This is a genomic window from Variovorax sp. VRV01, assembly GCF_014852545.1.
Taxonomy (GTDB): Bacteria; Pseudomonadota; Gammaproteobacteria; order Burkholderiales; family Burkholderiaceae_C; genus Variovorax; species Variovorax beijingensis_A.
Window position 1 is genome coordinate 674,516 of record NZ_JACVBS010000001.1, and the last position, 21,348, is coordinate 695,863.

The following is a 21,348-nucleotide window of genomic DNA, read 5'->3' on the forward strand; positions in this document are numbered from 1 at the left end:
GTCAGCTGGCGCTCAATCCGCTTCGGCCGGCGCCAGCATCGTCCCCCGGCAGTTCGGCGAGCCGCAATGGCAGGGGTATTTCTCGGCGGTCGATCCATCGTCCGCGGTCAGGGAATAGTCGATGAACAACTCGTCGCCCGCGTCCACCGCCACGAGGGTCTGGAACTTGAGCATCAGTTCGCCTGCGTCGTCGTACTCCTCGACCGCTTCGCAGTTGGGATCGCAGGCGTGGTTCAGGTGGCGTGTGCCGTTGCCGCCCTTGGCGCCGTCGATCGTTTCCTGGTTGGAGAGCGTGAACAGGTAGGTGAGCTGGTCGTTCCACGTCCTGGCGGCGATCTCCTGCTGGGTGTAGCGCCGGCCTTCGTAGAGGCCGAGGAAGGCCTGGGCAGGCAGGTCGCGCGTCGCGAAGGCGCCGAGCCCGTGCACGCCGCTGGGGCCGACGCGGATGTGGGGCGTGGACGAGGTCTGCTTGCGGGGTTTCATGCCGCTCATTTTGCAGGCTCTTCGTCGGCCTGCGCCTGGAACATGCGCGTGAAATCGCAGCATTCCTGCGCCAGCATCACGATGGAGGAGGTCAGCGCGCTGCGGTGCTCGCCCTTGTGCATGGCCACGTAGCGCACCACCGGCAGGGCGGGCGCCACGTCGATCACCGCAAGCATGCCGGCCGAGACGAGCGGGTCCAGGCACTGGCGCGGAAGGTAGCTCACGCCCAGACCCGACACCGTGAGCCCGGTCAGCGCCACGAGGTTGCTCACCACGATGGTGTCGGCGGGCTGCACGCCCTGGTCCTTCATCCAGGCGTCGTAGGCGCGCCCGGTGCCCGAATTGCTGCCTTGCACCAGCATGCGGTGGCGCGCGAGTTCGTGCAGCCGCACGGCGCCGGTGGCACGCACCACGCCGGGCTTGCACATCCAGGCGCTCTTCACTTCGCCGATGGCCTTGCTCTGCATGCGCGAATCGGCGAAGGTGTCGGGCACGATCACCAGGTCGAGCTCGTCGGCCAGCAGCTTGTCGCGCAACTGCAGGCTGTCGTCCACGTCGGGCTCGAGGATGACCTTGGGGTAGTGCTGCTGGATCACGCCCACCAGCCGGGGCAGCCAGGTCATGGCCGTGAGCTCCGTCACGCCGATGCGCAGCCGCCGCTCCACTACGCCGGGCTTGCTGAACTGCTCGACGGCGGCATCGCGCTGCTCGAGCAGCCGGGCCGCGAGCACGAACATCTCCTCGCCCTTTTCGGTGAGCCGCGCGGTGCGCTGGCTGCGGTCGAACAATTCGGTGTCGAACAGCAGCTCGAGCTCATGCACCCGCTTGGACACGGCCGACTGCGAGGTATGGAGCTGGTTGGCCGCCTGCGCAAAGCCGCCCAGCTTGGCGATCCAGTACAGGGCCTCGAGCTGCTTGAAGGTCATCACGGTGCAGGCCCTTGGATTGAATACTTTTATTCATCTTATTCAATCACAAAAAATCGCTTTTGGAAATTTGATGGCGCACCGAAGATTCGCCCCGTGCAGTCCCGCGTACTTCCTGCCTCATCTTCAAAGGAACATTCCATGAACTTCAAACTGTCCCTCGCATTCGGCGCCAGCATTGCGCTGCTCTGCGGCGCCGCGGCCGCGCAGGAGAGCCCCACGCTGCGCAAGATCAAGGAAAGCGGCACGGTGCAGATCGGCAGCCGCGACACGCAGATCCCGTTCTCCTACAAGACCGGCGGCGAGAGCGCGCCCATCGGCTTCACCAACGAGATCTGCCTGAAGGTGGTGGACGCCATCAAGGCCAGGCTCGGCCTTTCGAAGATCGAGGTGCGCTACACGCTGCTCAATTCGACCAACCGCATTCCGCTGGTGCAGAACGGCACGGTCGACCTCGACTGCGCGACCACCACCAACACCGTGCAGCGCCAGCAGCAGGTCGACTTCGCGCCCAGCCATTTCGTCACCAACATCACGGCCGCGGTGAAGAAGAACTCGGGCATCAACTCGATCGCCGACCTGCAGGGCAAGACCGTGGCCACGGTGGCCGGCAGCACCTCGATGCAGCTGCTGCGCGGCTTCCGCAAGACCGAGAACATCGAGGTGCAGGAAATCGCGGGCAAGGACACGGCCGATGCCTTCCTGCTGCTCGCGAGCGACCGCGCCGCGGCCTACGTGCTGGACGACGTGCAGCTGGCCGGCCTCATCGCCAACCAGCCCAACGCCTCCGACTACAAGCTGCTGAAGGACGTGCTGCGCCAGGAACCCTACGGCATCATGATGCGCAAGGACGACCCCGAGTTCAAGGCGATCGTCGATCAGACGGTGACCGAGATGATGAAGTCGGGCGCCATCGACAAGCTCTATGCGAAGTGGTTCATGTCGCCCATTCCGCCGCGCAACGTGAACCTCAACTTCCCGATGTCCGACGCAGTGCGCGAGGCCTACAGGAACCCGAACAACAAGGGCGTTTGAAGAGATGCCGGCAAACACACAGCACGCCAATGGGCTGGCGCTCTCCGATGCGCTGATGCGCGAAGTGAAGCAGCGCTTTCTCAACGTCGACCACGACCACCACGGGCGCGAGCGCCTCTATTTCGACAACGCGGGCGGCTCTTTCCGGCTCAAGGCCGCGGCCGAGCGCTTCGCGCAGGTCGATGCCATTCCCGACAACGCCGAGCGCATCCACGCCACCGCCGTCGAGCTGCAGCAGATCCAGGCCAGGGGCACCGACGACGTGCGCACCATCCTCAATGCACGGGGCGGCAGCGTCTATGCGTCGCTGACGGCATCGGGCGCGATGTTCGACATGGTGCGCGCAGTGGCCGAGAACGTGCCGGGCACCAACATGGTCACCACCGTGCTCGAGCATCCCTCGTCGTTCGATGCGATGAGCCTCTATGCCCAGAAGGCCGGCCGCGAACTGCGGGTGGCGAAAAGCAACCGCGAGACCGGCGGCGTCGATGCCGACGAGATCGTGCGGCTGGTGGACGAGAACACCTGCCTGCTCAACGTGATCCATGCCTCGAACATCTCCGGCGCCAAGCTCGACCTGGAGCAGATCGTGCGGCGCGCGCGCGAGATCAAGCCCGATCTCTACATCGTGGTGGACGCCGTGCAGCACGCGCCGCACGGCCTGATCGACCTGCAGAAGACGCCGGTGGACGGCATCAACATGGCGCCCTACAAGTTCTTCGGCTGCCGGGGCTCGGGGCTCTCATGGGTGTCGGACCGCGCGGCGCGGCTGCCGCACCACAAGCTCGCGGGCAAGAAGCCCGACTTCTGGGACCTGGGCAGTTCGGCGCCGTGGCAGTTTGCCGTGCTGACCGAGATCGTGGACTACGTGTGCTGGCTCGGCGGCCATTTCACCGATGCCAGCGGGCGCCGCGCCCTGTTCGAGGCCGGCATCACGCACATCGAGCTGCACGAGCGCGCCCTGCTGTCGGCGCTGCTGGACGGAAGCGGCGGCGCCGCGGGCCTGCGCAGCATCGAGGGCGTGAAGGTGTTCCTCGACCATCCGGACCTGACGAAGCGCGACTTGATCATCGGCATCGGCTTCGAGCACCTCGACTGCACGCAGGCGGTGGTCGAGTACGGCAAGCGCGGCGTGACGGTCTACGAGCGCGTGGCGAGCAGCATCTATTCGAAGCGCATGCTCGATTCCTTCGGCCTCGAAGGCACCGTGCGGGTTTCGCCGCTGCACTGCCATTCGGCGGCCGACATGGAGAAGTTCCTGCGCGTGACGCGGGAGATTGCCCTCAGCGCGAATGGACCGCGGACAGGAAGCGCCGGATGACAGGTACCACCTGCGCGAGATGCGTCTCCAGCAGCCAGTGGCCGCCGTCGGTCAGCACCAGCTCGGCGTTCGGAAGGTCGCGCAGGTAGGCGCGCGCGGAGGCTTCGGGCATGTAGCCGTCGTTGGGACCCCAGACGATGAGCGCGGGCGGCTGGTGTTCGCGCAGCCAGGCCTGGTAGTGCGGAAACCATTCGAGGTTTTCCTTCAGGCCTTCCATCAGCAGGCGTGCGAGCTCCCGGCGCTGCGGCGTGTTCATCAGCGGCCAATGGAGCTTCCAGAGATCGGGCGGAATCTGCGCGGCCTGGGCCTCGGAAACCTCGCCGACGAACTCGGCGCGGAAGCCCTCTTCGCTCACTGCTTCTTCGAGCACCGCGCGGTTCTTTGCGGACGGATCGCGCCAGAAGGCCTGGATGGCGCGGTACTTGGGGCCGAGCGTGTCCTCGTAGATGTCGCCATTCTGGATGATCACCGCGGCCACGCGCTCCGGATGCCGGATGGCCAGGCGCAGGCCGATCTGCGAACCGTAGTCGTGCAGGTAGAGCGCGTAGCGATCGAGGCCCAGCTTGCGGCAGAAGGCTTCCAGAAAGCCCGCATAGGCATCGAAGTCGAAGCCGAAGGCCCCGGCGGGCGGCGTGTCGCTGAGGCCGAAGCCCGGGTAGTCCGGCGCCACCAGGCGCCACCGGTCCGCCAGCGCGGGCATGAGCCGGCGGTACTGGAACGACGAGCATGGATAGCCGTGCGGCAGCAGCAGCACCGGCGCATCGCGCGGGCCGGCTTCGCGGTAGAAGATCTGCATCCCCTCGACTTCGACGAAGCGATGCGCGACCGCATGGGCATCGGCCGTGAGGGTGGGCGTGGAACTGCGTTCGATCATGCAGCCCATGCTGCACGCCGGGGCGCGAAGGCGCTTGTAGGCGCCGACTGATGCGCGGCGTCGGACGCCCGCAACGCGGGCGCTGCGTCCGATCAGGCCAGCAGGTCGCTCAGCGTGCGCGCAATCACCTTGGTGGCGCGGCGCAGGTCCTCGAGCACCACGCGTTCGTCGCTGCGCTTGGCGTTCGACTCGAGCACGGTGCGCGGGCCGGCGCCGTAGATCACGCCGGGGATGCCGGCTTCGCCATAGAGGCGTACGTCGGTGTACAGCGGCGTGCCCATGGCCTTGATCGGCTCGCCGAAGACTTGCTGGCCATGCTTCTGGATCGCATCGACCAGCGGCTTGTTGCCGGCCAGCGGCTTCATCGAATTGGCCAGCAGCAGGCGTTTGATCTCCACCGTGATGCCGGTGCTTTCCGCGGCCGCACCGGCGATCACCTGGCGGATGGTGGCCTCGACCTCGACCGGGTTCTCTTCGGGAATCATGCGGCGGTCGAGCTTGAACACCACCTTGCCCGGAACCACGTTGGTGTTGGTGCCGCCTTCGATGCGGCCCACGTTGAGGTAGGGATGCGTGATGCCTTCGACCTTGGACGTCACCTGCTGGTAGAGCGTGTTCTGCGCGTAGAGCGCGTTGAGGATCTTCACCGCGCCCTGCAGCGCGTCGACGCCGGTGGTGGGAATGGCCGCGTGCGCCATCTTGCCGTGCACCGTCACTTCCATCTGCAGGCAGCCGTTGTGGGCCGTGACCACTTCGTAGCTGAAGCCGGCCGCGATCATCAGGTCGGGCTTGGTCAGGCCCTGCTTGAGCAGCCAGCCCGGGCCGAGGATGCCGCCGAATTCCTCGTCGTAGGTGAAGTGCAGCTCGACGCTGCCCTTGGTCGGTTTCGCTACCGCTTCGAGCGCGCGCAGCGCGAAGGTGAAGCTCGCGAAGTCGCTCTTGCTCACGGCGGCGGCGCGGCCGTAGAGGCTGCCGTCGGCAATCTCGCCGCCGTAGGGATCGTGCGTCCAGCCTTCGCCGGGCGGCACCACGTCGCCGTGGGCGTTCAGGGCCACGGTGCGGCCACCGTCGCCGTCCTTGCCGTACTTGCGGCGCACGATCAGGTTGGTGATCGACTCGAGGCCGTAGTCCTTCACTTCCTGCGTGGGCACGGCATGCTTCTCGGCTTCCAGGCCGAAGTCCTTGAGCAGCTCGGCGGTGCGCTCCGCATGCGGCGCATTGTTGCCGGGCGGCGTGTCGGTGGGCACCTGCACCAGTTGCTGCAGGAACTGCACTTCCTCGTCGAAGTGGGCGTCGATCCAGGCGTCGAGCTTGGCGTAGTCGGTCATGGTTTTCTTTTCAGTGGGCTTGTTCGGCGGCGAGGTTGTCCAGCAGCAACTGGAAGGCCTGCACTGCGAGCTGGATGTCGTCGTTGGTGCTCGATTCGAGCGGGTTGTGGCTGATGCCCGAGTTGATGCCGCGCACGAAGAGCATGGCCTGCGGCATCACCTCGTGCAGCTTCATCGCGTCGTGGCCGGCGCCGCTGGGCATGCGAAAGAGCGGCACGCCGAGCGATTCGACCGCCTTTTCCCAGCGCTGCTGCCATTCGGGGGCGCTGGGTGCGGCGGCTGCGCGCATGGCCTCCTCGATGACGAAGCGCACGCCGCGGCGATCGGCAATCTCCTGCAGCGCGGCCAGCACGTCGCGCACCACGGCGTCGCGCTGCGGATCGTTGGGTGCGCGGATGTCCAGGCTGAACTTGCAGCGTCCGGGCACCACGTTGATCGAGCCGCTCGGCACTTCGAGCATGCCCACGGTGGCGACGGAGTCGCCGTCCTTCGCCGCGCGCTGCTCGGCGAAAAGGATCAGCTCGGCCACCGCAGCGGCTGCATCGCGGCGCCGGCCCATCGGCGTGGTGCCGGCATGGCTGGCCATGCCGATCATCTCGCCCACGTAGCGCACGCCGCCGTTGATGGAGGTGACGATGCCCAGGGGAACGTCGAGCTCGGTGAGCACCGGACCCTGTTCGATGTGCACCTCGACGAAGCCGAGGTAGCGCGCCGGGTCGCGCTGGATCTTCGGAATTTCTTCTTCCTTCAGGCCCGCGTGCCGCATGGCCTCGCGCATGGTGATGCCGTCGGCATCCTTCTGGTCCAGCCAGCGCGGATCGAAGTGGCCGATGAGCGCGCCCGATCCCAGGAAGGTGGCCTTGTAGCGCTGACCTTCTTCCTCGGCAAAGCCCACCACCTCGAATGCGAACGGCAGGCGCCGGCCCTGGCGCTTGAGCTCGCGCACGCAGGCTACGGCCACGAAGATGCCCAGGCGGCCGTCGTATTTGCCGCCGTTGCGCACGGTGTCGTAGTGCGAGCCGGTGAGCAGCGCCTTCGCGCCGGGCGTGCTGCCTTCGTAGCGCCCGACCACGTTGCCGACCGCATCGATGTGCACCGAGTCGAAGCCGCAATCGCGCATCAGGTTTGAAATTTGCGCGGCGCAGGCGCGGTGCGCATCGGTCAGGTAGGTGACGGTGAGCTGGCCCTTCTCGGCATAGCCGGGGTCGGTGTGCGCCGAGAGCGCTTCGTGCCAGTCCCACACGTCGTTGCCGAGCGAGACATCGGCGCCGAACTTGTCGTCGAGCCGGATCTCGGCGATGCGGTGGATGTTGCGCAGCGCCTCGCCAAGCTCGAAGTCCGGGTGATGGTGCAGCCGGCGCTCGAAGGTGTCGATGATCTCGCGCTTCGAAAGCCCCGTGCCGCGCGGCCCGCGCACCGCCAGGATGAACGGAAAGCCGAACTTCGCGTTGTAGTCGGCGTTGAGCTGCTGGATTCTTGCGAACTCTTCGGGCGTGCAGTCGGTCAGGCCGGCCTTGCCCTGCTCATGGGTCGATTCGGCCGTGAGCGTCTTGCTGACCATGGCCTTGCCCGCGAGTTCGGGGTGGGCGCGGATCAGTCCCAGCTTTTCGTCGGCCGAGGCCGCGGCCACCGCCTGCACGAGCGCATGCTTCAGCTGCGCGAGCGAGCGGAACGGGCGCGCCGCGAGCGCGCGCTCGGCGATCCACGGCGAATGTTCGTAGGTGCCGTCGAGCATCGCCAGGGCATCGCCCGGCGTTGCGGCGTTCAGTTGGTCGAGGGTCAGGCTCATGACGGGTCTCCTGTGGCGGCCGCTTCGAAGGGATGCGCCTGCTTCCAGTGGCGCGCGATGTCCACGCGCCGGCAGACCCACACATGCTCGTGCCGGCCGATGTGGTCGAGAAAGCGCTGCAGCGCGGTGATGCGGCCGGGGCGCCCGAGCAGGCGGCAGTGCATGCCGATGCTCATCATCTTGGGGCTGTTGTCGCCTTGCGGGTCGCCTTCGGCATAGAGCGCGTCGAAGCTGTCCTTCATGTACTGGAAGAACGGGTCGGCGTGCGAGTAGCCCTGCGGCAGCGCAAAGCGCATGTCGTTGCAGTCGAGCGTGTAGGGCACGATGAGCTGCGGCACCACGGTGCCGTCGGTCTTCTGCACCTTCATCCAGAAGGGCAGGTCGTCGCCGTAGTAGTCGCTGTCGTATTCGAAGCCGCCGTAGTCGGCCACGAGGCGGCGCGTGCGCGGGCTGTCGCGGCCGGTGTACCAGCCCAGGGCGCGCTCACCCGTGAGCTTTTCGATGGCTTCCATGCCCAGGCGCATGTGCTCGCGCTCGGTGGCCTCGTCGAGGTTCTGGTAGTGGATCCAGCGCCAGCCGTGGCAGGCGATCTCGTGGCCCAGTTCCTTGAAGGCCGCGGCCAGCTCGGGGTAGCGCTCGAGCGCCATGCCGACGCCGAACACGGTGAGCGGCAGGCCGCGCTTCTCGAACTCGCGCAGGATGCGCCAGACGCCGGCGCGCGAGCCGTATTCGTAGATGCCTTCCATGCTGATGTGCCGGTCCGGGAAGCTCGCCGGATTGAACATCTCCGAAAGGAACTGCTCGGAGCCCGCGTCGCCGTGCAGTGTGGCGTTTTCGCCGCCCTCTTCGTAGTTGAGGACGAACTGCACCGCGATGCGCGCGCCGCCAGGCCACCGGGCATGGGGTGGATTGCGGCCGTAGCCGACGAGGTCGCGCGGGTAGGGCAGGGTGGTGTCGTAGACGGTCATGGAATGTTCAGGACAGTGCAAGCGAGATGTCGTTGGTCGGCACCTTGCGGTCGAAGGTCAGGTTGGCCTCGACGTGCTCCAGGTGTTCGGTCATGAGGCGCACGGCGCGCTCCTCGTCGCGCGCGGCCAGCGCCTTCACGATGTCGGCGTGCTCGTCGTTGGAGTGCTCGGCCGCGCTGGTGCTCTGGTACATGAGCGTGATGAGGGCGCAGCGCGAGATCAGCTCGCCGAGGATCTGCGCCAGCACCTGGTTGCCCATGAGCTCGGCCATGCGCACGTGGAAGTCGCCGAGCAGCTCGGTGCGGCCCGAGATGTCCTCGCCCGACACGGCGGACTTCTCCAGCGCCACGTGCTCCTTGAGCGCCTTGATCTTGGCCGGCGTGACGGTGCGAACGAACTCGCGCGTCATTTCGGCCTCGAGCATGCGGCGCACCGCGAACACCTGCCTGGCCTCGTCGACCGCCGGGGCCGCCACGAAGGCGCCGCGTGCGGGCTCCAGGCGGATGAGCTTGTTCTGCGACAGCTGGAACAGCGCCTGGCGCACCAGCGTGCGCGACACGCCGAAGTGGTCGGCCAGCTTCTGCTCGGCCAGCTTGGTGCCGGGCTGCAGCCGGTGCTCGACGATCGCCTTGGTGAGCGCGTCGACGATCGAACGGGTGGTGGAGGACTCCATGTTTTTCATGATAGACCCAAAGCCGGTAACTGTATACACTTTTGTCCACCGGAATTTCCCGCAGCTGATCGACCTTCGAAGGAGCACCCCATGGGCTTGAGCACTCACGTACTGGACACGATGCACGGCGGCCCCGCGGCCGGCATGGAGGTGGCGCTGTACACCACTCAGGGCGACGACGCCACGCTGGTGAAGCGCTTCACGCTGAATTCGGACGGCCGCAGCGACGCGCCGCTCTACGACAGCCACTCGCTCAAGGCCGGCACCTACCGGCTGGTGTTCGACGTGGCGGGCTACTTCAAGGCGCGCGGCGTGAAGCTGCCCGAGCCCAACTTCCTGAACAAGGTGTCGCTGGACTTCGGCGTGGCGCACACCGACCAGCACTACCACGTGCCACTGCTCGTGAGCCCGTGGAGCTACTCCACCTACCGCGGGTCGTGATCGCCGGTCGCGTTCTCATGTGGCGACTGATGTCTTTTCGTGGAACACCGCGGAACCGGCTTTGCCGGGCCGCTGGTGTTGCCCCCGGCGAGGGGGTTGGCGAAGCGACACGAAGTGCGCGAAGACTGGGGGTGAGCCTAATCCCCCTGCTGCTGACCTTCCGTCAGCGTATCGAGCTGGAAGCGCCCGCTCTTGTCCCAGAGCCAGGTGTCGGTCCAGGTGACCGGCCCGAGACGGGTGGCGGCGGGGAAGGGCGCGGCCTTCAGCACCATGCGTTCGATCTCGGCGACGACCTCGGGCGCATGCTTGGGTGCGCGCATCCAGTGCATCGACACCACGCGGCCGCCGGCATCGAGATTCACCTGCAGCGTGCCCACGGCATAGAGCAGCGGAGGCAACTGGCCGCCATAGATGCGCGAGCGGTTGATCTCGTAGATATGGCGCGCGGCATCGCGCCGGTAGTCGCGCGCGGTAGCCGCGTTGGACGCGCGCGGCGCGGGGCCGCTGGCGCTGCGGTCGGCCGTGGCGCTGCTGAGCTGGCCGGGCACCGAACCGGTGGTGCCGCATCCGGCGATCCAGAGGGCACAAAGGGAAGAGGCCAGGAGGGCGAGACGGCGCGGCGTAAGCTGACGGTTCATCGTCTGGTTTATACCGTGAGTCACCCGCACCCCCGCAACCGAAGGTATCGAGAATGAACGGCCTGGTCGATCAGCTGATGGCACGCCTGGCCCGCGAAGACGCGGTGCTGGTGCGCGTCGAATCCACGCAGGGCTCGGCGCCGCGCGAGGCGGGCACCTGGATGGCGGTGTGGGCCGAAGGGCTCACGGGCACCATCGGCGGCGGCCAGCTCGAGTTCCAGGCCACGCAGGAAGCGCGCGAACTGCTCGCCGGGCGGCGCGCCATCGACGGCATCGAACGCTATCCGCTCGGCCCGAGCCTGGGCCAGTGCTGCGGCGGCGTGGTGTTTCTCTCGTACCGCCGCATCACGGCCGCCGATGCGCCGGCCTTGCAGCGTGAACTGGTCGCGCAGCTCCAGCCCGTGGCGCTGTTCGGCGGCGGCCACGTGGGCGCGGCGCTCGCGCGGCTGCTGGCGGGGCTGCCGTTTTCGGTGCGCTGGATCGACAGCCGCGACGGCGTGTTTCCCGAGGCGCTGCCGGCGCAGATCGAGATCGAGCATTCGGAGCCCGTGCAGGACGCCGTGGCCGGGCTCACGCCGGGCAGCCGCGTGCTGATCATGAGCTTCAGCCACGCCGAAGACCTGGACATCGTCATCGCCTGCCTGAAGCGCCTGCGCACGCACGGCGACCTGCCCTACATCGGCCTGATCGGCAGCAAGACCAAGTGGGCCACCTTCAGCCACCGGCTCGAGGCCCGCGGCTTCACGGCCGACGAACTGGCGCGCATCACCTGTCCGATCGGCGTGCCCGGCATCACCGGCAAGGAGCCCGAGGTGATCGCGGTGGCGGTGGCGGCACAGTTGTTGCAATCGCTGGGCTGAACAGGGTTTTCCCGGCGGCGACGCCTTCAAAAAAGCCACCCGCCACTTGCCAAAACTGTATACACTTTCGGTCCACAACAAGCCGCAGCGGAGCGAGGCCCATCTTTTCATGGAGCCTGCGTTCGCGGCACTTTCTCTGCTTACAGCGCCCGCAGTGGTGAGCAGGCTGAAGAAACCCCTTCGCGGCGTTCCCACGCGCCGAAGGGGTTGAGAGAGAGCACCACATGGAAAGCTATTACCTCGACTGGGCCAACCTGCTGCTGCGCTGGGTCCACGTCATCACCGCCATCGCCTGGATCGGCGCTTCCTTCTACTTCGTGATGCTGGACAACAGCCTCGAGAAGCCGCAGGACGCCGAGTCGCTCGACAAGGGCGTGGGCGGGGAGCAGTGGGCCGTGCACGGCGGCGGCTTCTACAACATGCAGAAGTACGCGCTGGCGCCCAAGAGGCTGCCGGACCACCTGCACTGGTCGTACTGGGAGAGCTACAGCACCTGGCTCACGGGCTTTGCGCTGTTCACCATGTCGTACCTGTGGAACGCGAGCACCTACCTGATCGACAAGTCGAAGATGGACTGGCAGCCCGGCGCCGCCATCGGCGTGGCGCTGGCCTTCTTCGTGGTGTTCTGGATGGTCTACGACGGCATCTGCCAGATCTTCGGCCGCCGCAAGAACGGCGACACCATCGTCGGCGTGCTGATCGCGCTCTTCATCGTGTTCGCGACCTGGCTGGCCTGCCAGTGGTTCGCGGGCCGCGCGGCCTTCCTGCTGGTGGGCGCGATGATGGCCACCACGATGAGCGGCAACGTGTTCTTCTGGATCATTCCGGGCCAGCGCAAGAACGTGCAGGCCCTGCGTGAAGGCCGGCCGGTCGATCCGGTGCACGGCCAGCGCGGCAAGCAGCGCAGCGTGCACAACACGTACTTCACGCTGCCGGTGCTGTTCGCGATGCTCAGCAACCACTACAGCTTCACCTACACCCACAAGTACAACTGGATCGTGCTGCTGCTGATCATGCTGGGCGGCGCGGCGATCCGGCAGTTCTTCGTGGTGCGGCACCGCTTCAAGCTTGGCAACGCGGGCAATCCGCTGCCCTATGCGCTGATCGGCATCGTGGTGCTGGGGCTCACCATCGTCTGGATGAAGCCCGAGCCGGCGGCCGCGCCCGTCGCCTCGGCAGCGGCGCCCGCCGTGGCGTTCAAGGACGTGCAGAAGGTGCTCGAGCAGCGCTGCTTCATGTGCCACGGCGAGGCCGTGCAGATGAAGAACGTGCGCGTCGATTCGCCCGAGCAGGTGGCAGCACATGCGCAGGCCATCTACCAGCAGGTGGTGGTGACGAAGATCATGCCGATGAACAACGCGACCGGCATCACCGACGAAGAACGCGCGCTGGTCGGCCGCTGGTTCCAGGCCGGCGCGAAAACGAACTAGACCGGAGTCAGGAGCGGGGGGCGCCGTTCCCCGCACAATTGCCGGTTGGAGACAAAGCAAGCCATGACCGCATCGAACCCGTCCTCACTGCCCACCCCCGATCCGCGCGAGGCCCCGCGCGCCTTCCTCGAACATCTCTACCGCGTGGCGGTGGACCGCGCGCTGCCGCTGTCCACAATGGGCGCCCATCTGCCCAGGCCGCCCAAGGGCCGCACGCTGGTGCTGGGCGCCGGCAAGGCGGGCGGCTCGATGGTGCAGGCGCTCGAAGCCCTGTGGCCGGCCGACGCGCCGCTGTCGGGCCTGGTCGTCACCCGCTACGACCACATCCCGCCGCGCCCCGAAGGCGTGCCGCAGCGCATCGAGCTCGTCGAGGCCGCGCACCCCGTGCCCGACGCGGCCGGCCAGCAGGCGGCCGAGCGCATCCTCGCGCTCGCGCAGGGCCTCACGGCCGACGATCTCGTGCTGTGCCTGATCTCGGGCGGCGGCTCGTCACTGCTGGTGCTGCCGGCCGAGGGCCTCACGCTGGCCGACAAGCAGCGCATCAACAAGCAGCTGCTCGACAGCGGCGCCGGCATCGGCGAGATGAATTGCGTGCGCAAGCACCTGTCGCGCATCAAGGGCGGCCGTCTGGCCGCGGCCTGTGCGCCGGCGCGCGTGGTGACGCTCACCATCAGCGACGTGCCGGGCGACGACCCGGCGGTCATCGCGAGCGGCCCCACGGTGCCCGATGCCACCACCTGCGCCGACGCGCTCGCCATCCTCGACCGCTACGGCATCGAGCTGCCGGCGCCGGTGCGCGCGCGGCTCGAGAGCGGCGAGCTCGAAACGCCGAAGCCGGAGGACGCGGTCTTCAAGGGGCATGATGTCCACCTGACCGCCACGCCGCAGCAGTCGCTCGAAGCGGCCGCCAAGGCGGCACGCGAGGCCGGCATCGAGGCCCATATCCTCAGCGACGAGATCGAAGGCGAATCGCGCGAGGTCGGCAAGGTGCATGCGGCGCTGGCGCGCGCCGTGGCGCACCGCGGCCAGCCGTTCGCACGGCCCTGCGTCATTCTCTCGGGCGGCGAGACCACCGTCACGATCCGCCCGCGCCAGCCCGGCCAGGCCAAGGGCCGCGGCGGGCGCGCCGGCGAACTGTGCATGGGCCTGGCCGGCGCGCTGATGGGCCAGCCGCAGGTCTGGGCGCTGGCCGCCGACACCGACGGCATTGACGGCGTGGAAGACAACGCCGGCGCCTTCGTCACGCCCGACACGCTGGCGCGCGCCACGGCCGCCGGAAAGAAGCTGTCGGACCACCTGGACCGCAATGACGCCTACGGCTACTTCGACGCCATCGGCGACCTGTTCGTGACCGGCCCCACGAACACCAACGTGAACGACTTTCGCGCGCTGCTGATCCTGTAGCGGCTGTAACGGAAAAAGGGGTCGGTTTCCCGGCTCCGGCGGGCTTCGCGAACTCGGGTTAATCTATGCACCCGGCGGCAATTTGCCGCCGCTGTCGCAAGCGCACCTTCCGGGTGCCGCGCCGCGCACCCAGATTTCCCCTTTTCATCATCCAGTCCTCGAAGGAAAAGTTCGCCATGACCGCCACCTACACCGACACCCGCCTGCTGATCGACAACGAATGGGTCGACGCCACCGGCGGCAAGACGCTGGACGTCGTGAACCCGGCCACCGGCAAGGCCATCGGCAAGGTGGCGCATGCCAGCATCGCCGACCTCGACCGCGCCCTGGCCGCCGCCCAGCGCGGCTTCGAAACCTGGCGCAACACGCCCGCCAACGAGCGCGCCGCCGTCATGCGCCGCGCGGCCGGCCTGATCCGCGAGCGCGCCCCCGAGATCGCCAAGCTGCTGACGCAGGAGCAGGGCAAGCCGCTGGCCGAGGCCAAGGGCGAGACGCTGGCCGCCGCCGACATCATCGAATGGTTCGCCGACGAAGGCCGCCGCGTCTACGGCCGCATCGTGCCTTCGCGCAACCTGAATGCGCAGCAGCTGGTGATCAAGGAGCCGCTGGGCCCGGTCGCCGCGTTCACGCCCTGGAACTTCCCCATCAACCAGATCGTGCGCAAGCTCGGCGCCGCGCTGGCCACCGGCTGCTCGTTCCTGGTCAAGGCGCCCGAAGAAACCCCGGCTTCGCCCGCCGCGCTGCTGCAGGCTTTCGTCGATGCCGGCATTCCGCCCGGCACCGTGGGCCTGGTGTTCGGCAACCCGGCTGAAATCTCGAACTACCTGATCTCGCATCCGATCATCCGCAAGGTCACCTTCACGGGTTCCACGCCGGTCGGCAAGCAGCTGGCCGCACTGGCCGGCTCGCACATGAAGCGCGTCACCATGGAGCTGGGCGGCCACGCGCCGGTCATCGTGGCCGAGGACGCCGACGTGGCGCTGGCCGTGAAGGCCGCGGGCGCCGCCAAGTTCCGCAATGCGGGCCAGGTCTGCATCTCGCCCACCCGCTTCCTGGTGCACAACAGCCTGCGCGAGGAATTCGCCCGCACGCTGGTCAAGTACACCGAAGGCCTGAAGCTCGGCGACGGCCTGGCCGAGGGCACGACCCTCGGCCCGCTCGCCAACGCGCGCCGCCTCACGGCCATGGCCCACGTGCTGGAAGATGCGCGCAAGAAGGGCGCCACCGTGGCAGCCGGCGGCGAACGCGTCGGCGACACCGGCAACTTCTTCGCACCTACCGTGCTGACCGACGTGCCGCTCGATGCCGACGTGTTCAACAACGAGCCCTTCGGCCCCATCGCGGCGATCCGCGGCTTCGACACGCTCGAGGAAGCCATCGCCGAAGCCAACCGCCTGCCATTCGGCCTGGCCGGCTATGCCTTCACCAAGTCGATCAAGAACGCGCACCTGCTGAGCCAGAAGCTCGAGCTCGGCATGCTGTGGATCAACCAGCCCGCCGCGCCCTCGCCCGAAATGCCGTTCGGCGGCGTGAAGGATTCGGGCTACGGCTCGGAAGGCGGCCCGGAGGCGCTCGAGGCCTACCTGAACACCAAGGCTGTTTCGATCATGAGCATCTAAGCGGTTCGCTCAGTCCGCTTGGGTTCTCTTGGAAAGGCGGCATCGCTTCGGCGGTGCCGCCTTTTTTTGCGCTGCCGTTCAGGGCGGCGTTCCCGCCGACGGGGTACGCGGCGAAGCGAATGTCCCCCGGCCTGCGGCCTCCTCCTTGATTTCGCCGCGCAAGGCACCCCATCGACGTGAGCGCAATGCGCAACGGTCGTTGATCAGTGTTGCATCAGCGGCATGCCCCGGTGCACAGGGCATCGGGTGCTCCCCGCAGCGAAATAAAGGAGGAGGGGCGTAGCCCCGGGGGACATTCGCGGAGGGGAGTACCCGGTGGCCTGTGCACGCGCCCCCGAACAGCAGCGCCAAAACATCACTGCCACCCGAACCGCCGCGCATACCATCCCTTGACCGCCTGCGTGAGCGTCGCATACCCCGCCAGCATCGCCGCCAGCCACGGAAAGTAGGCCAGCGGAAGCGCCTGCAGCCGGAAGTAGTGCGCGAGCCGCCCCATCGGCAGCCAGATGCCCGCCGCGGCAATCGCTGCGCCCATTGCCAGCAGCGGCCAGGCCGCGCGGCTTTGCAGGAACGGGATCTTGCGGGTGCGGATCAGGTGCACGACCAGCGTCTGCGACAGCAGGCCCTCGACGAACCAGCCCGACTGGAACAGCGTCTGGTGCGCCACCGTGTTGGCCGAGAACGCAAACCACATCACGGCGTAGGTCAGGATGTCGAACACCGAGCTCAGCGGCCCGAAGAACAGCATGAAGCGGCCCAGGTCGGCCGGGTTCCAGCGCTGCGGCTTTTGCAGGAATTCGGCGTCGACGTTGTCGAACGGAATCGCGATCTGCGACACGTCGTACAGCAGGTTCTGCACCAGCAGATGCAGCGGCAGCATCGGCAGGAAGGGCAGGAACGCGCTGGCCACCAGCACCGAGAACACGTTGCCGAAATTCGAGCTCGCGGTCAGCTTGATGTACTTCAGCATGTTGGCAAAGGTGCGGCGGCCTTCCACCACGCCCTGCTCCAGCACCATGAGGCTCTTCTCGAGCAGGATGATGTCCGCCGACTCCTTGGCCACGTCCACTGCGCCGTCCACCGAGATGCCGATGTCGGCCGCACGCAGCGCGGGCGCGTCGTTGATGCCGTCGCCCATGAAGCCCACCACATGCCCGTTCGCATGCAGCGCACGCACGATGCGTTCCTTGTGCGCAGGCGTGAGCTTGGCGAACACCTGGTGCTGCTCGGCCAGCGCGCGCAGACCGGCGTCGTCCAGCGCCTCGATCTCGCGCCCCAGCACCACGCGGCCGGCCTCGATGCCGACGTCGACGCAGACCTTGCGCGCGACCAGCTCGTTGTCGCCCGTCAGCACCTTTACCGCCACGCCGTGCGCGGCCAGCGCGCGCAGCGCGGGCGCGGTCGATTCCTTCGGCGGATCGAGAAACGCGACGTAGCCCAGCAGCGTGAGCGCCGTTTCGTCGGCCACGCCGTAGGCGACCTGGACCGGCCGTTGCGCCCCCGCGGCCAGCACGCGGCTGGCCACGGCCACCACGCGCAGGCCCTGGGTGTTGAGCTCCGACGCGATGGCGTGGATGCGTGCAAGAACATCTGCATCGAGCGGCAGCACCTCGTCGCCGCGCTCGACCGAGGCGCAGGCCGAGAGAATCTCTTCCAGCGCGCCCTTGCAGATCAGCAGGTGCTCGCTGCCGCCGTTCTCCACCACCACCGACATGCGGCGGCGCGCGAAGTCGAAGGGCACCTCGTCGATCTTGCGCCAGGCCGTCTGCAGCCGCGTTTCCAGCTGCATCTCGGCGTGGCTCAGCACGGCCTTGTCGAGCAGGTTCTTCAGGCCCGTCTGGTGGAAGCTGTTCAGGTAGGCCATCTGCAGCACGTGGTCCGAGGCTTCGCCCCAGGCGTTGGTGTGGCGCTCCAGCACGATGTGGTCCTGCGTCAGCGTGCCGGTCTTGTCGGTGCACAGCACGTCCATGGCGCCGAAGTTGTGGATGGCTTCCAGCCGCTTCACGATCACCTTCCGGCGCGACATCACGACCGCGCCCTTGGCCAGCGTGGCGGTCACGATCATCGGCAGCATCTCGGGCGTGAGGCCGACCGCGATCGACAGCGCGAACAGCGCCGCCTCCCACCAGTCGCCCTTGGCCACGCCATTGATCACCAGCACCAGCGGCGCCATCACCAGCATGAAGCGGATCAGCACCCAGCTCACGCGGTTGATGCCGGCCTGGAACGCGCTGGTGCCCTGGTCGACGGCGGTCACGCGCTGCGCCAGTGCGCCGAAGAAGGTGCGGTTGCCGGTGTGCACGATGAGCGCGGTGGCGCTGCCGCTGACCACGCTGGTGCCCATGAAGAGCAGGTTGTCGCGCTCGAGCACGCCGGCTTCATCGCTGCTGCGGTCGGCGCTGAATTTCTCCACGGGCATCGCTTCGCCGGTCAGCGCGGACTGGCTGATGAACAGGTCCTTGGCGGCGAGCAGCCGGCAGTCGGCCGGGATCATGTCGCCGGCCGAGAGCGCGATCACGTCGCCCGGCACCAGTTCGCGCATCGGCACCTCGGCGCGCACCGCCTCCGCATGCGGGGCGCCGGCGCCTTCGGCGGGCGCGGGCCGCAGCACGGTGGCGGTGTTGCTCACCATCGCCTTGAGCCGCTCCGCAGCCTTGCCTGAGCGCGATTCCTGCACGAAGCGCAGCACCGTCGACAGCACCACCATGCTGCCGATCACGAGCGCGGCCTTCATGTCCTCGGTCACGTAGGAGACCAGCGCCAGCACGGTCAGCAGCAGGTTGAACGGATTGCGGTAGCACTGCCACAGGTGCGTCCACCACGGCAGCGGCTGCTCGTGGCGCACCTCGTTGCCGCCGAACTGCTTGCGCAGCGCCTGCGCCTCGTCTTCGGCCAGGCCTTGCGGCGAGCTGTGCAGGCTGGCCAGCATGGCGCCGGCGTCGGCACGCGATGCGGCGGACAGTGCCCTGGCGATGTCGGGCGGCATGGCCGCCGAAGCCGTGCCTGCGGGCTTCGAGCCCAGCAGCGTCTGCCAGCGCTCGAAGTGGTGCAGCATGCGGCGGCTGCGCAGGAAGCTCTCGAAAAGGGACTTCAGGACGTTCTTCATTTTGTATTCCTTCACGGCGCCGGCCGCGAAGGGAAGAACCTCCCGCGTCAATCAGGCGTGGGAATCCCCTGGCGGCGCGGCGCGCTGCATTTCGGTGTGGTCGATCGGGCGGGCGAGGGGTGGCGCACAGGGGCGCCAACGAGAAGCGGGATCCATCAGGCCTCCTTGTTTCTTGCGTGTCCGGCGGTGGGGGCGGTGCGGCGCGTCAGCGCTGGCCGGCGCGCGGCGGCCGCTCGAGCAGCAGGAAGAAGCTGCGGATGCGCCGCGTGGTCCAGAGCGCGGCGGCGCGGTCCAGCATTTCGTTGTCGATGTCCTGCGCCGTGACCGCACGCGTCGGCGCATGCGCAGACGCGCGAGCGGATTCCTGCACCGGCTGGTGTTGCTGCTGCAGGTGCTGCTGACGAGACTGGAATTGACGCATGGCAAGGCTCCTTCGCATGAAGGAGCCTCGTGCACGGACACACGCAAGCTGACTGAAAAAGTCAGTGACGAAGAACGGCGGGATTCGGAAGGGAGAACCGCTGGCCTGGAATGGCGAACGGGTCAGGCTGCGTGCACGGCGGCCGCAGCGCAAAAGAGCCTGCGCTAGAGGGCCGGATGTGTCACGCCTGCCGAGGCACGCGTCTTGTCACTGATCCAACTGGCACTGTCCACGCACGGGGCTCCGAAGTAAAGATGCGGGATTGTTGCACCGCATCACAAAGAGCGTCAACCTTTTTGGCGATGTCCTGTGGCGCGGGCGGGTCGTTGCTGCGCGGCGGCCAGGCTCAGTAGCACTGGAACAGCACGCCGGCCTCCGCTGGCGCCTTGCCGAGCCAGCGCGGCGCCTGGCCCTTGGCGCTGCAATGGTCGGCCGCCTGCGTGTACGTGGGAGCGCGCAGCACGCCTTCGCGCACGGGCACCACTTCGTTGGGGAGCGTCGAGCAGCCGGTGGCGAGCAGAGCGAATGGAAGAAGAGTGCGCCAGTTCATCGGGCCATTCTAAGATGCGGCCTCGTCGCAGAGCGCGCGGATCGCGGGTGGAATGGGCACCGCGCGGATGCCGCCGCCTTCGCGCTTCGCCGCGAAGATGCGCACCTCCTCGCATTCGAGGATCAGTTCGTCGCCGCGCAGCACGCGGTAGGTCTGCACGAAGCTCTTGTCGCGCCATTCGGTGATGCGCACCGCGATCTGCAGCGTGTCGCCGTAGCTCGCGGCCTTGACGAAGCGCGTGTGCGTGTCGACCAGCGGCGTGCCGATCACGCCCAGCGTCTGCGCCGTTTCTTCCCAGCGCGGCACGCCGCATTCGGCGAAGAAGTGGCGCGAGGCCGCATCGATCCAGCGGAAGAAGTTGGGGAACCAGACGATGCCGGCCGGGTCGCAGTCGCCGAACTCGACGCGTGCGGTGTAGGTGATCTCTTTGCTGTTGCTGCTCATCGGTTCATTCTCGCCGTCGGCGGCCACGGGGGGCGATGCGCGCGCTCAATCCGCGACGATCTTGCGGTCGCGGATCAGCGCGCCGAAGCGCTGCGAATCGGCCGCCGCGCGCCGCTGGAAATCGGCCGGCGAGCCCGGCAATGCTTCGCCGCCAAGCGAGGCGATGCGTTCCTTCACGGCCGGCAGTGCGAGCGCGCGGTTGATCTGCGCGTTGAGTTGTGCCACCACCTCCGGCGGCGTGCCTGCGGGCGCATAGAAGCCGAACACGGTGTCGGCGTCGAAGCCGCGCAGTCCGGCCTCGTCGAGCGTGGGCACGTCGGGGAACTGCGGCGAGCGGTGCGGGCTGCCCACCGCCAGCAGCCGGAGCTTGCCCGCGCGCACCTGCTGCAGGCCGATGCCCGGGTCGAACGCATAGTCGATCTGGCCCGCCAGCAGGTCCTGCAGCGCGGGCGCCGCGCCGCGGTAGGGCACGTGCAGCGCGAAGACGCCGGCCTGGCTCTTGAACATCTCGCCCGCCAGGTGCGGTGAGCTGCCGTTGCCCGGCGAGCCGTACGACAGCTTGCCCGGGCTGGCCTTGAGGTACGCGATGAACTCCCGGATGTTGGTGGGCGGCAGCGCGGGCCTGGTCACCAGGAACACCAGTACGCGCGCGGCCGCCGCCACCGGCACCAGGTCCTTCGCGGGATCGAAGCTCATGCGCGAATACAGATGCGGGTTCACCGACACCATGCCGCCCGAACTCATGAGCAGCGTGTAGCCGTCGGCCGGTGCGCGCGCCACCGCCTCGCCGCCGACGTTGCCGTTGGCGCCCGCGCGGTTCTCGATCACCACCGGCTGCTTGAGTGCCTCCTGCAGCGGCTGCGAGACCGCGCGCGCGATCTGGTCGGCGGCGCCGCCGGGCGGAAAGTTGACGACCACCTTGATCGGCTTGGCGGGCCATGTGTCGGCATGTGCCGGTGCTTGCGCACAGGCCAGCAGCGCGCAGGCGGCGGTGAGCAGCAGGCGTCGCCGCCAGGGAAGGGCGTGGTGGGGCATGGG

At 67.8% G+C, this 21,348-nt stretch carries 20 protein-coding genes; 7 read left to right on the top strand and 13 right to left on the bottom strand.

Annotated elements, in window-relative coordinates:
• Window positions 1-12: 12 nt before the first annotated feature.
• Both IB278_RS03295 and IB278_RS03300 read right to left on the bottom strand, forming a co-directional pair.
• The gene (locus IB278_RS03295; RefSeq protein WP_145745373.1) at window positions 13-492 is read right to left on the bottom strand and encodes an SET domain-containing protein; all 480 of its coding nucleotides are present in this window, start codon (window positions 490-492) and stop codon (window positions 13-15) included.
• A complete protein-coding gene (locus IB278_RS03300) occupies window positions 489-1,409 on the bottom strand; it encodes a LysR family transcriptional regulator (RefSeq protein ID WP_145745725.1) in 921 nt (306 codons plus the stop codon). Before IB278_RS03300 ends, IB278_RS03295 begins: the two co-directional genes overlap by 4 nt.
• Window positions 1,410-1,550: 141 nt before the next feature.
• Between IB278_RS03300 and IB278_RS03305 the strand changes: the two genes are divergently transcribed.
• Window positions 1,551-2,444, top strand: coding sequence for an amino acid ABC transporter substrate-binding protein (locus IB278_RS03305; RefSeq protein WP_192322590.1), 894 nt, complete (start codon window positions 1,551-1,553; stop codon window positions 2,442-2,444).
• Between the two features lie 4 nt (window positions 2,445-2,448).
• Window positions 2,449-3,765, top strand: coding sequence for an aminotransferase class V-fold PLP-dependent enzyme (locus IB278_RS03310; RefSeq protein WP_192322591.1), 1,317 nt, complete (start codon window positions 2,449-2,451; stop codon window positions 3,763-3,765).
• Here the strand turns inward: IB278_RS03310 and IB278_RS03315 are convergent.
• From IB278_RS03315 to IB278_RS03335, 5 genes are all read right to left on the bottom strand, one after another.
• Window positions 3,728-4,639: an alpha/beta fold hydrolase gene (locus IB278_RS03315; RefSeq protein WP_192322592.1), complete on the bottom strand. Its 912-nt coding sequence runs from the start codon at window positions 4,637-4,639 to the stop codon at window positions 3,728-3,730. The genes IB278_RS03310 and IB278_RS03315 overlap by 38 nt on opposite strands.
• Window positions 4,640-4,731: 92 nt before the next feature.
• A complete protein-coding gene (locus IB278_RS03320) occupies window positions 4,732-5,967 on the bottom strand; it encodes a M20 family metallopeptidase (RefSeq protein ID WP_192322593.1) in 1,236 nt (411 codons plus the stop codon).
• Between the two features lie 10 nt (window positions 5,968-5,977).
• On the bottom strand, window positions 5,978-7,756 hold the full coding sequence (gene uraD, locus IB278_RS03325; RefSeq protein WP_192322594.1) for a 2-oxo-4-hydroxy-4-carboxy-5-ureidoimidazoline decarboxylase: 1,779 nt from the start codon (window positions 7,754-7,756) through the stop codon (window positions 5,978-5,980).
• Entirely contained in the window at window positions 7,753-8,724 is a 972-nt protein-coding gene (puuE, locus tag IB278_RS03330) for an allantoinase PuuE (RefSeq protein ID WP_145745362.1), read from the bottom strand. Before puuE ends, uraD begins: the two co-directional genes overlap by 4 nt.
• Before the next feature lie 7 nt (window positions 8,725-8,731).
• Window positions 8,732-9,397, bottom strand: coding sequence for a GntR family transcriptional regulator (locus tag IB278_RS03335; protein WP_225612662.1), 666 nt, complete (start codon window positions 9,395-9,397; stop codon window positions 8,732-8,734).
• A 90-nt stretch (window positions 9,398-9,487) separates the two neighbouring features.
• On the opposite strand from IB278_RS03335, the gene uraH reads away from it, so the two are divergent.
• Complete coding sequence (uraH, locus tag IB278_RS03340; protein ID WP_145745360.1) at window positions 9,488-9,838, top strand: hydroxyisourate hydrolase; 351 nt, start codon at window positions 9,488-9,490, stop codon at window positions 9,836-9,838.
• 137 nt (window positions 9,839-9,975) lie between these two features.
• On the opposite strand, the gene IB278_RS03345 is transcribed toward uraH, so the two are convergent.
• Window positions 9,976-10,476 (bottom strand): hypothetical protein, encoded by a 501-nt coding sequence (locus tag IB278_RS03345; RefSeq protein WP_186454212.1) that lies wholly within the window; start codon window positions 10,474-10,476, stop codon window positions 9,976-9,978.
• Window positions 10,477-10,529: 53 nt separating this feature from the next.
• Between IB278_RS03345 and xdhC the strand changes: the two genes are divergently transcribed.
• The 4 genes from xdhC (at window position 10,530) to IB278_RS03365 (ending at window position 15,789) form a co-directional block, all read left to right on the top strand.
• The gene (gene xdhC / locus IB278_RS03350; RefSeq protein ID WP_145745356.1) at window positions 10,530-11,336 is read left to right on the top strand and encodes a xanthine dehydrogenase accessory protein XdhC; all 807 of its coding nucleotides are present in this window, start codon (window positions 10,530-10,532) and stop codon (window positions 11,334-11,336) included.
• A gap of 224 nt (window positions 11,337-11,560) precedes the next feature.
• Window positions 11,561-12,766, top strand: a complete 1,206-nt coding sequence (locus IB278_RS03355) for a urate hydroxylase PuuD (RefSeq protein ID WP_145745354.1) — start codon at window positions 11,561-11,563, stop codon at window positions 12,764-12,766.
• Window positions 12,767-12,829: 63 nt separating this feature from the next.
• Entirely contained in the window at window positions 12,830-14,170 is a 1,341-nt protein-coding gene (locus IB278_RS03360; RefSeq protein ID WP_192322595.1) for a glycerate kinase, read from the top strand.
• Between the two features lie 176 nt (window positions 14,171-14,346).
• Window positions 14,347-15,789 (top strand): NAD-dependent succinate-semialdehyde dehydrogenase, encoded by a 1,443-nt coding sequence (locus tag IB278_RS03365; RefSeq protein WP_145745350.1) that lies wholly within the window; start codon window positions 14,347-14,349, stop codon window positions 15,787-15,789.
• Between the two features lie 355 nt (window positions 15,790-16,144).
• Here IB278_RS03365 and mgtA read toward each other — a convergent pair whose 3' ends face one another.
• From mgtA to IB278_RS03390, 5 genes are all read right to left on the bottom strand, one after another.
• Window positions 16,145-18,895, bottom strand: coding sequence for a magnesium-translocating P-type ATPase (mgtA, locus tag IB278_RS03370; RefSeq protein WP_192322596.1), 2,751 nt, complete (start codon window positions 18,893-18,895; stop codon window positions 16,145-16,147).
• A 205-nt stretch (window positions 18,896-19,100) separates the two neighbouring features.
• On the bottom strand, window positions 19,101-19,316 hold the full coding sequence (locus IB278_RS03375; protein WP_145745346.1) for a hypothetical protein: 216 nt from the start codon (window positions 19,314-19,316) through the stop codon (window positions 19,101-19,103).
• 346 nt (window positions 19,317-19,662) lie between these two features.
• Entirely contained in the window at window positions 19,663-19,866 is a 204-nt protein-coding gene (locus IB278_RS03380) for a hypothetical protein (RefSeq protein WP_145745344.1), read from the bottom strand.
• Window positions 19,867-19,875: 9 nt separating this feature from the next.
• A complete protein-coding gene (locus IB278_RS03385) occupies window positions 19,876-20,310 on the bottom strand; it encodes an acyl-CoA thioesterase (protein ID WP_192322597.1) in 435 nt (144 codons plus the stop codon).
• Window positions 20,311-20,355: 45 nt separating this feature from the next.
• Window positions 20,356-21,345: a Bug family tripartite tricarboxylate transporter substrate binding protein gene (locus tag IB278_RS03390; protein ID WP_145745341.1), complete on the bottom strand. Its 990-nt coding sequence runs from the start codon at window positions 21,343-21,345 to the stop codon at window positions 20,356-20,358.
• Window positions 21,346-21,348 lie beyond the last annotated feature (3 nt).

What these genes read in the sequence shown, in the direction of transcription:
- IB278_RS03295 (WP_145745373.1), bottom strand. Translation starts at nt 492, where the DNA reads ATGAGCGGCATGAAACCCCGCAAGCAGACCTCGTCCACGCCCCACATC.
- IB278_RS03300 (WP_145745725.1), bottom strand. Translation starts at nt 1,409, where the DNA reads ATGACCTTCAAGCAGCTCGAGGCCCTGTACTGGATCGCCAAGCTGGGC.
- IB278_RS03305 (WP_192322590.1), top strand. Translation starts at nt 1,551, where the DNA reads ATGAACTTCAAACTGTCCCTCGCATTCGGCGCCAGCATTGCGCTGCTC.
- IB278_RS03310 (WP_192322591.1), top strand. Translation starts at nt 2,449, where the DNA reads ATGCCGGCAAACACACAGCACGCCAATGGGCTGGCGCTCTCCGATGCG.
- IB278_RS03315 (WP_192322592.1), bottom strand. Translation starts at nt 4,639, where the DNA reads ATGATCGAACGCAGTTCCACGCCCACCCTCACGGCCGATGCCCATGCG.
- IB278_RS03320 (WP_192322593.1), bottom strand. Translation starts at nt 5,967, where the DNA reads ATGACCGACTACGCCAAGCTCGACGCCTGGATCGACGCCCACTTCGAC.
- uraD (WP_192322594.1), bottom strand. Translation starts at nt 7,756, where the DNA reads ATGAGCCTGACCCTCGACCAACTGAACGCCGCAACGCCGGGCGATGCC.
- puuE (WP_145745362.1), bottom strand. Translation starts at nt 8,724, where the DNA reads ATGACCGTCTACGACACCACCCTGCCCTACCCGCGCGACCTCGTCGGC.
- IB278_RS03335 (WP_225612662.1), bottom strand. Translation starts at nt 9,397, where the DNA reads ATGGAGTCCTCCACCACCCGTTCGATCGTCGACGCGCTCACCAAGGCG.
- uraH (WP_145745360.1), top strand. Translation starts at nt 9,488, where the DNA reads ATGGGCTTGAGCACTCACGTACTGGACACGATGCACGGCGGCCCCGCG.
- IB278_RS03345 (WP_186454212.1), bottom strand. Translation starts at nt 10,476, where the DNA reads ATGAACCGTCAGCTTACGCCGCGCCGTCTCGCCCTCCTGGCCTCTTCC.
- xdhC (WP_145745356.1), top strand. Translation starts at nt 10,530, where the DNA reads ATGAACGGCCTGGTCGATCAGCTGATGGCACGCCTGGCCCGCGAAGAC.
- IB278_RS03355 (WP_145745354.1), top strand. Translation starts at nt 11,561, where the DNA reads ATGGAAAGCTATTACCTCGACTGGGCCAACCTGCTGCTGCGCTGGGTC.
- IB278_RS03360 (WP_192322595.1), top strand. Translation starts at nt 12,830, where the DNA reads ATGACCGCATCGAACCCGTCCTCACTGCCCACCCCCGATCCGCGCGAG.
- IB278_RS03365 (WP_145745350.1), top strand. Translation starts at nt 14,347, where the DNA reads ATGACCGCCACCTACACCGACACCCGCCTGCTGATCGACAACGAATGG.
- mgtA (WP_192322596.1), bottom strand. Translation starts at nt 18,895, where the DNA reads ATGAAGAACGTCCTGAAGTCCCTTTTCGAGAGCTTCCTGCGCAGCCGC.
- IB278_RS03375 (WP_145745346.1), bottom strand. Translation starts at nt 19,316, where the DNA reads ATGCGTCAATTCCAGTCTCGTCAGCAGCACCTGCAGCAGCAACACCAG.
- IB278_RS03380 (WP_145745344.1), bottom strand. Translation starts at nt 19,866, where the DNA reads ATGAACTGGCGCACTCTTCTTCCATTCGCTCTGCTCGCCACCGGCTGC.
- IB278_RS03385 (WP_192322597.1), bottom strand. Translation starts at nt 20,310, where the DNA reads ATGAGCAGCAACAGCAAAGAGATCACCTACACCGCACGCGTCGAGTTC.
- IB278_RS03390 (WP_145745341.1), bottom strand. Translation starts at nt 21,345, where the DNA reads ATGCCCCACCACGCCCTTCCCTGGCGGCGACGCCTGCTGCTCACCGCC.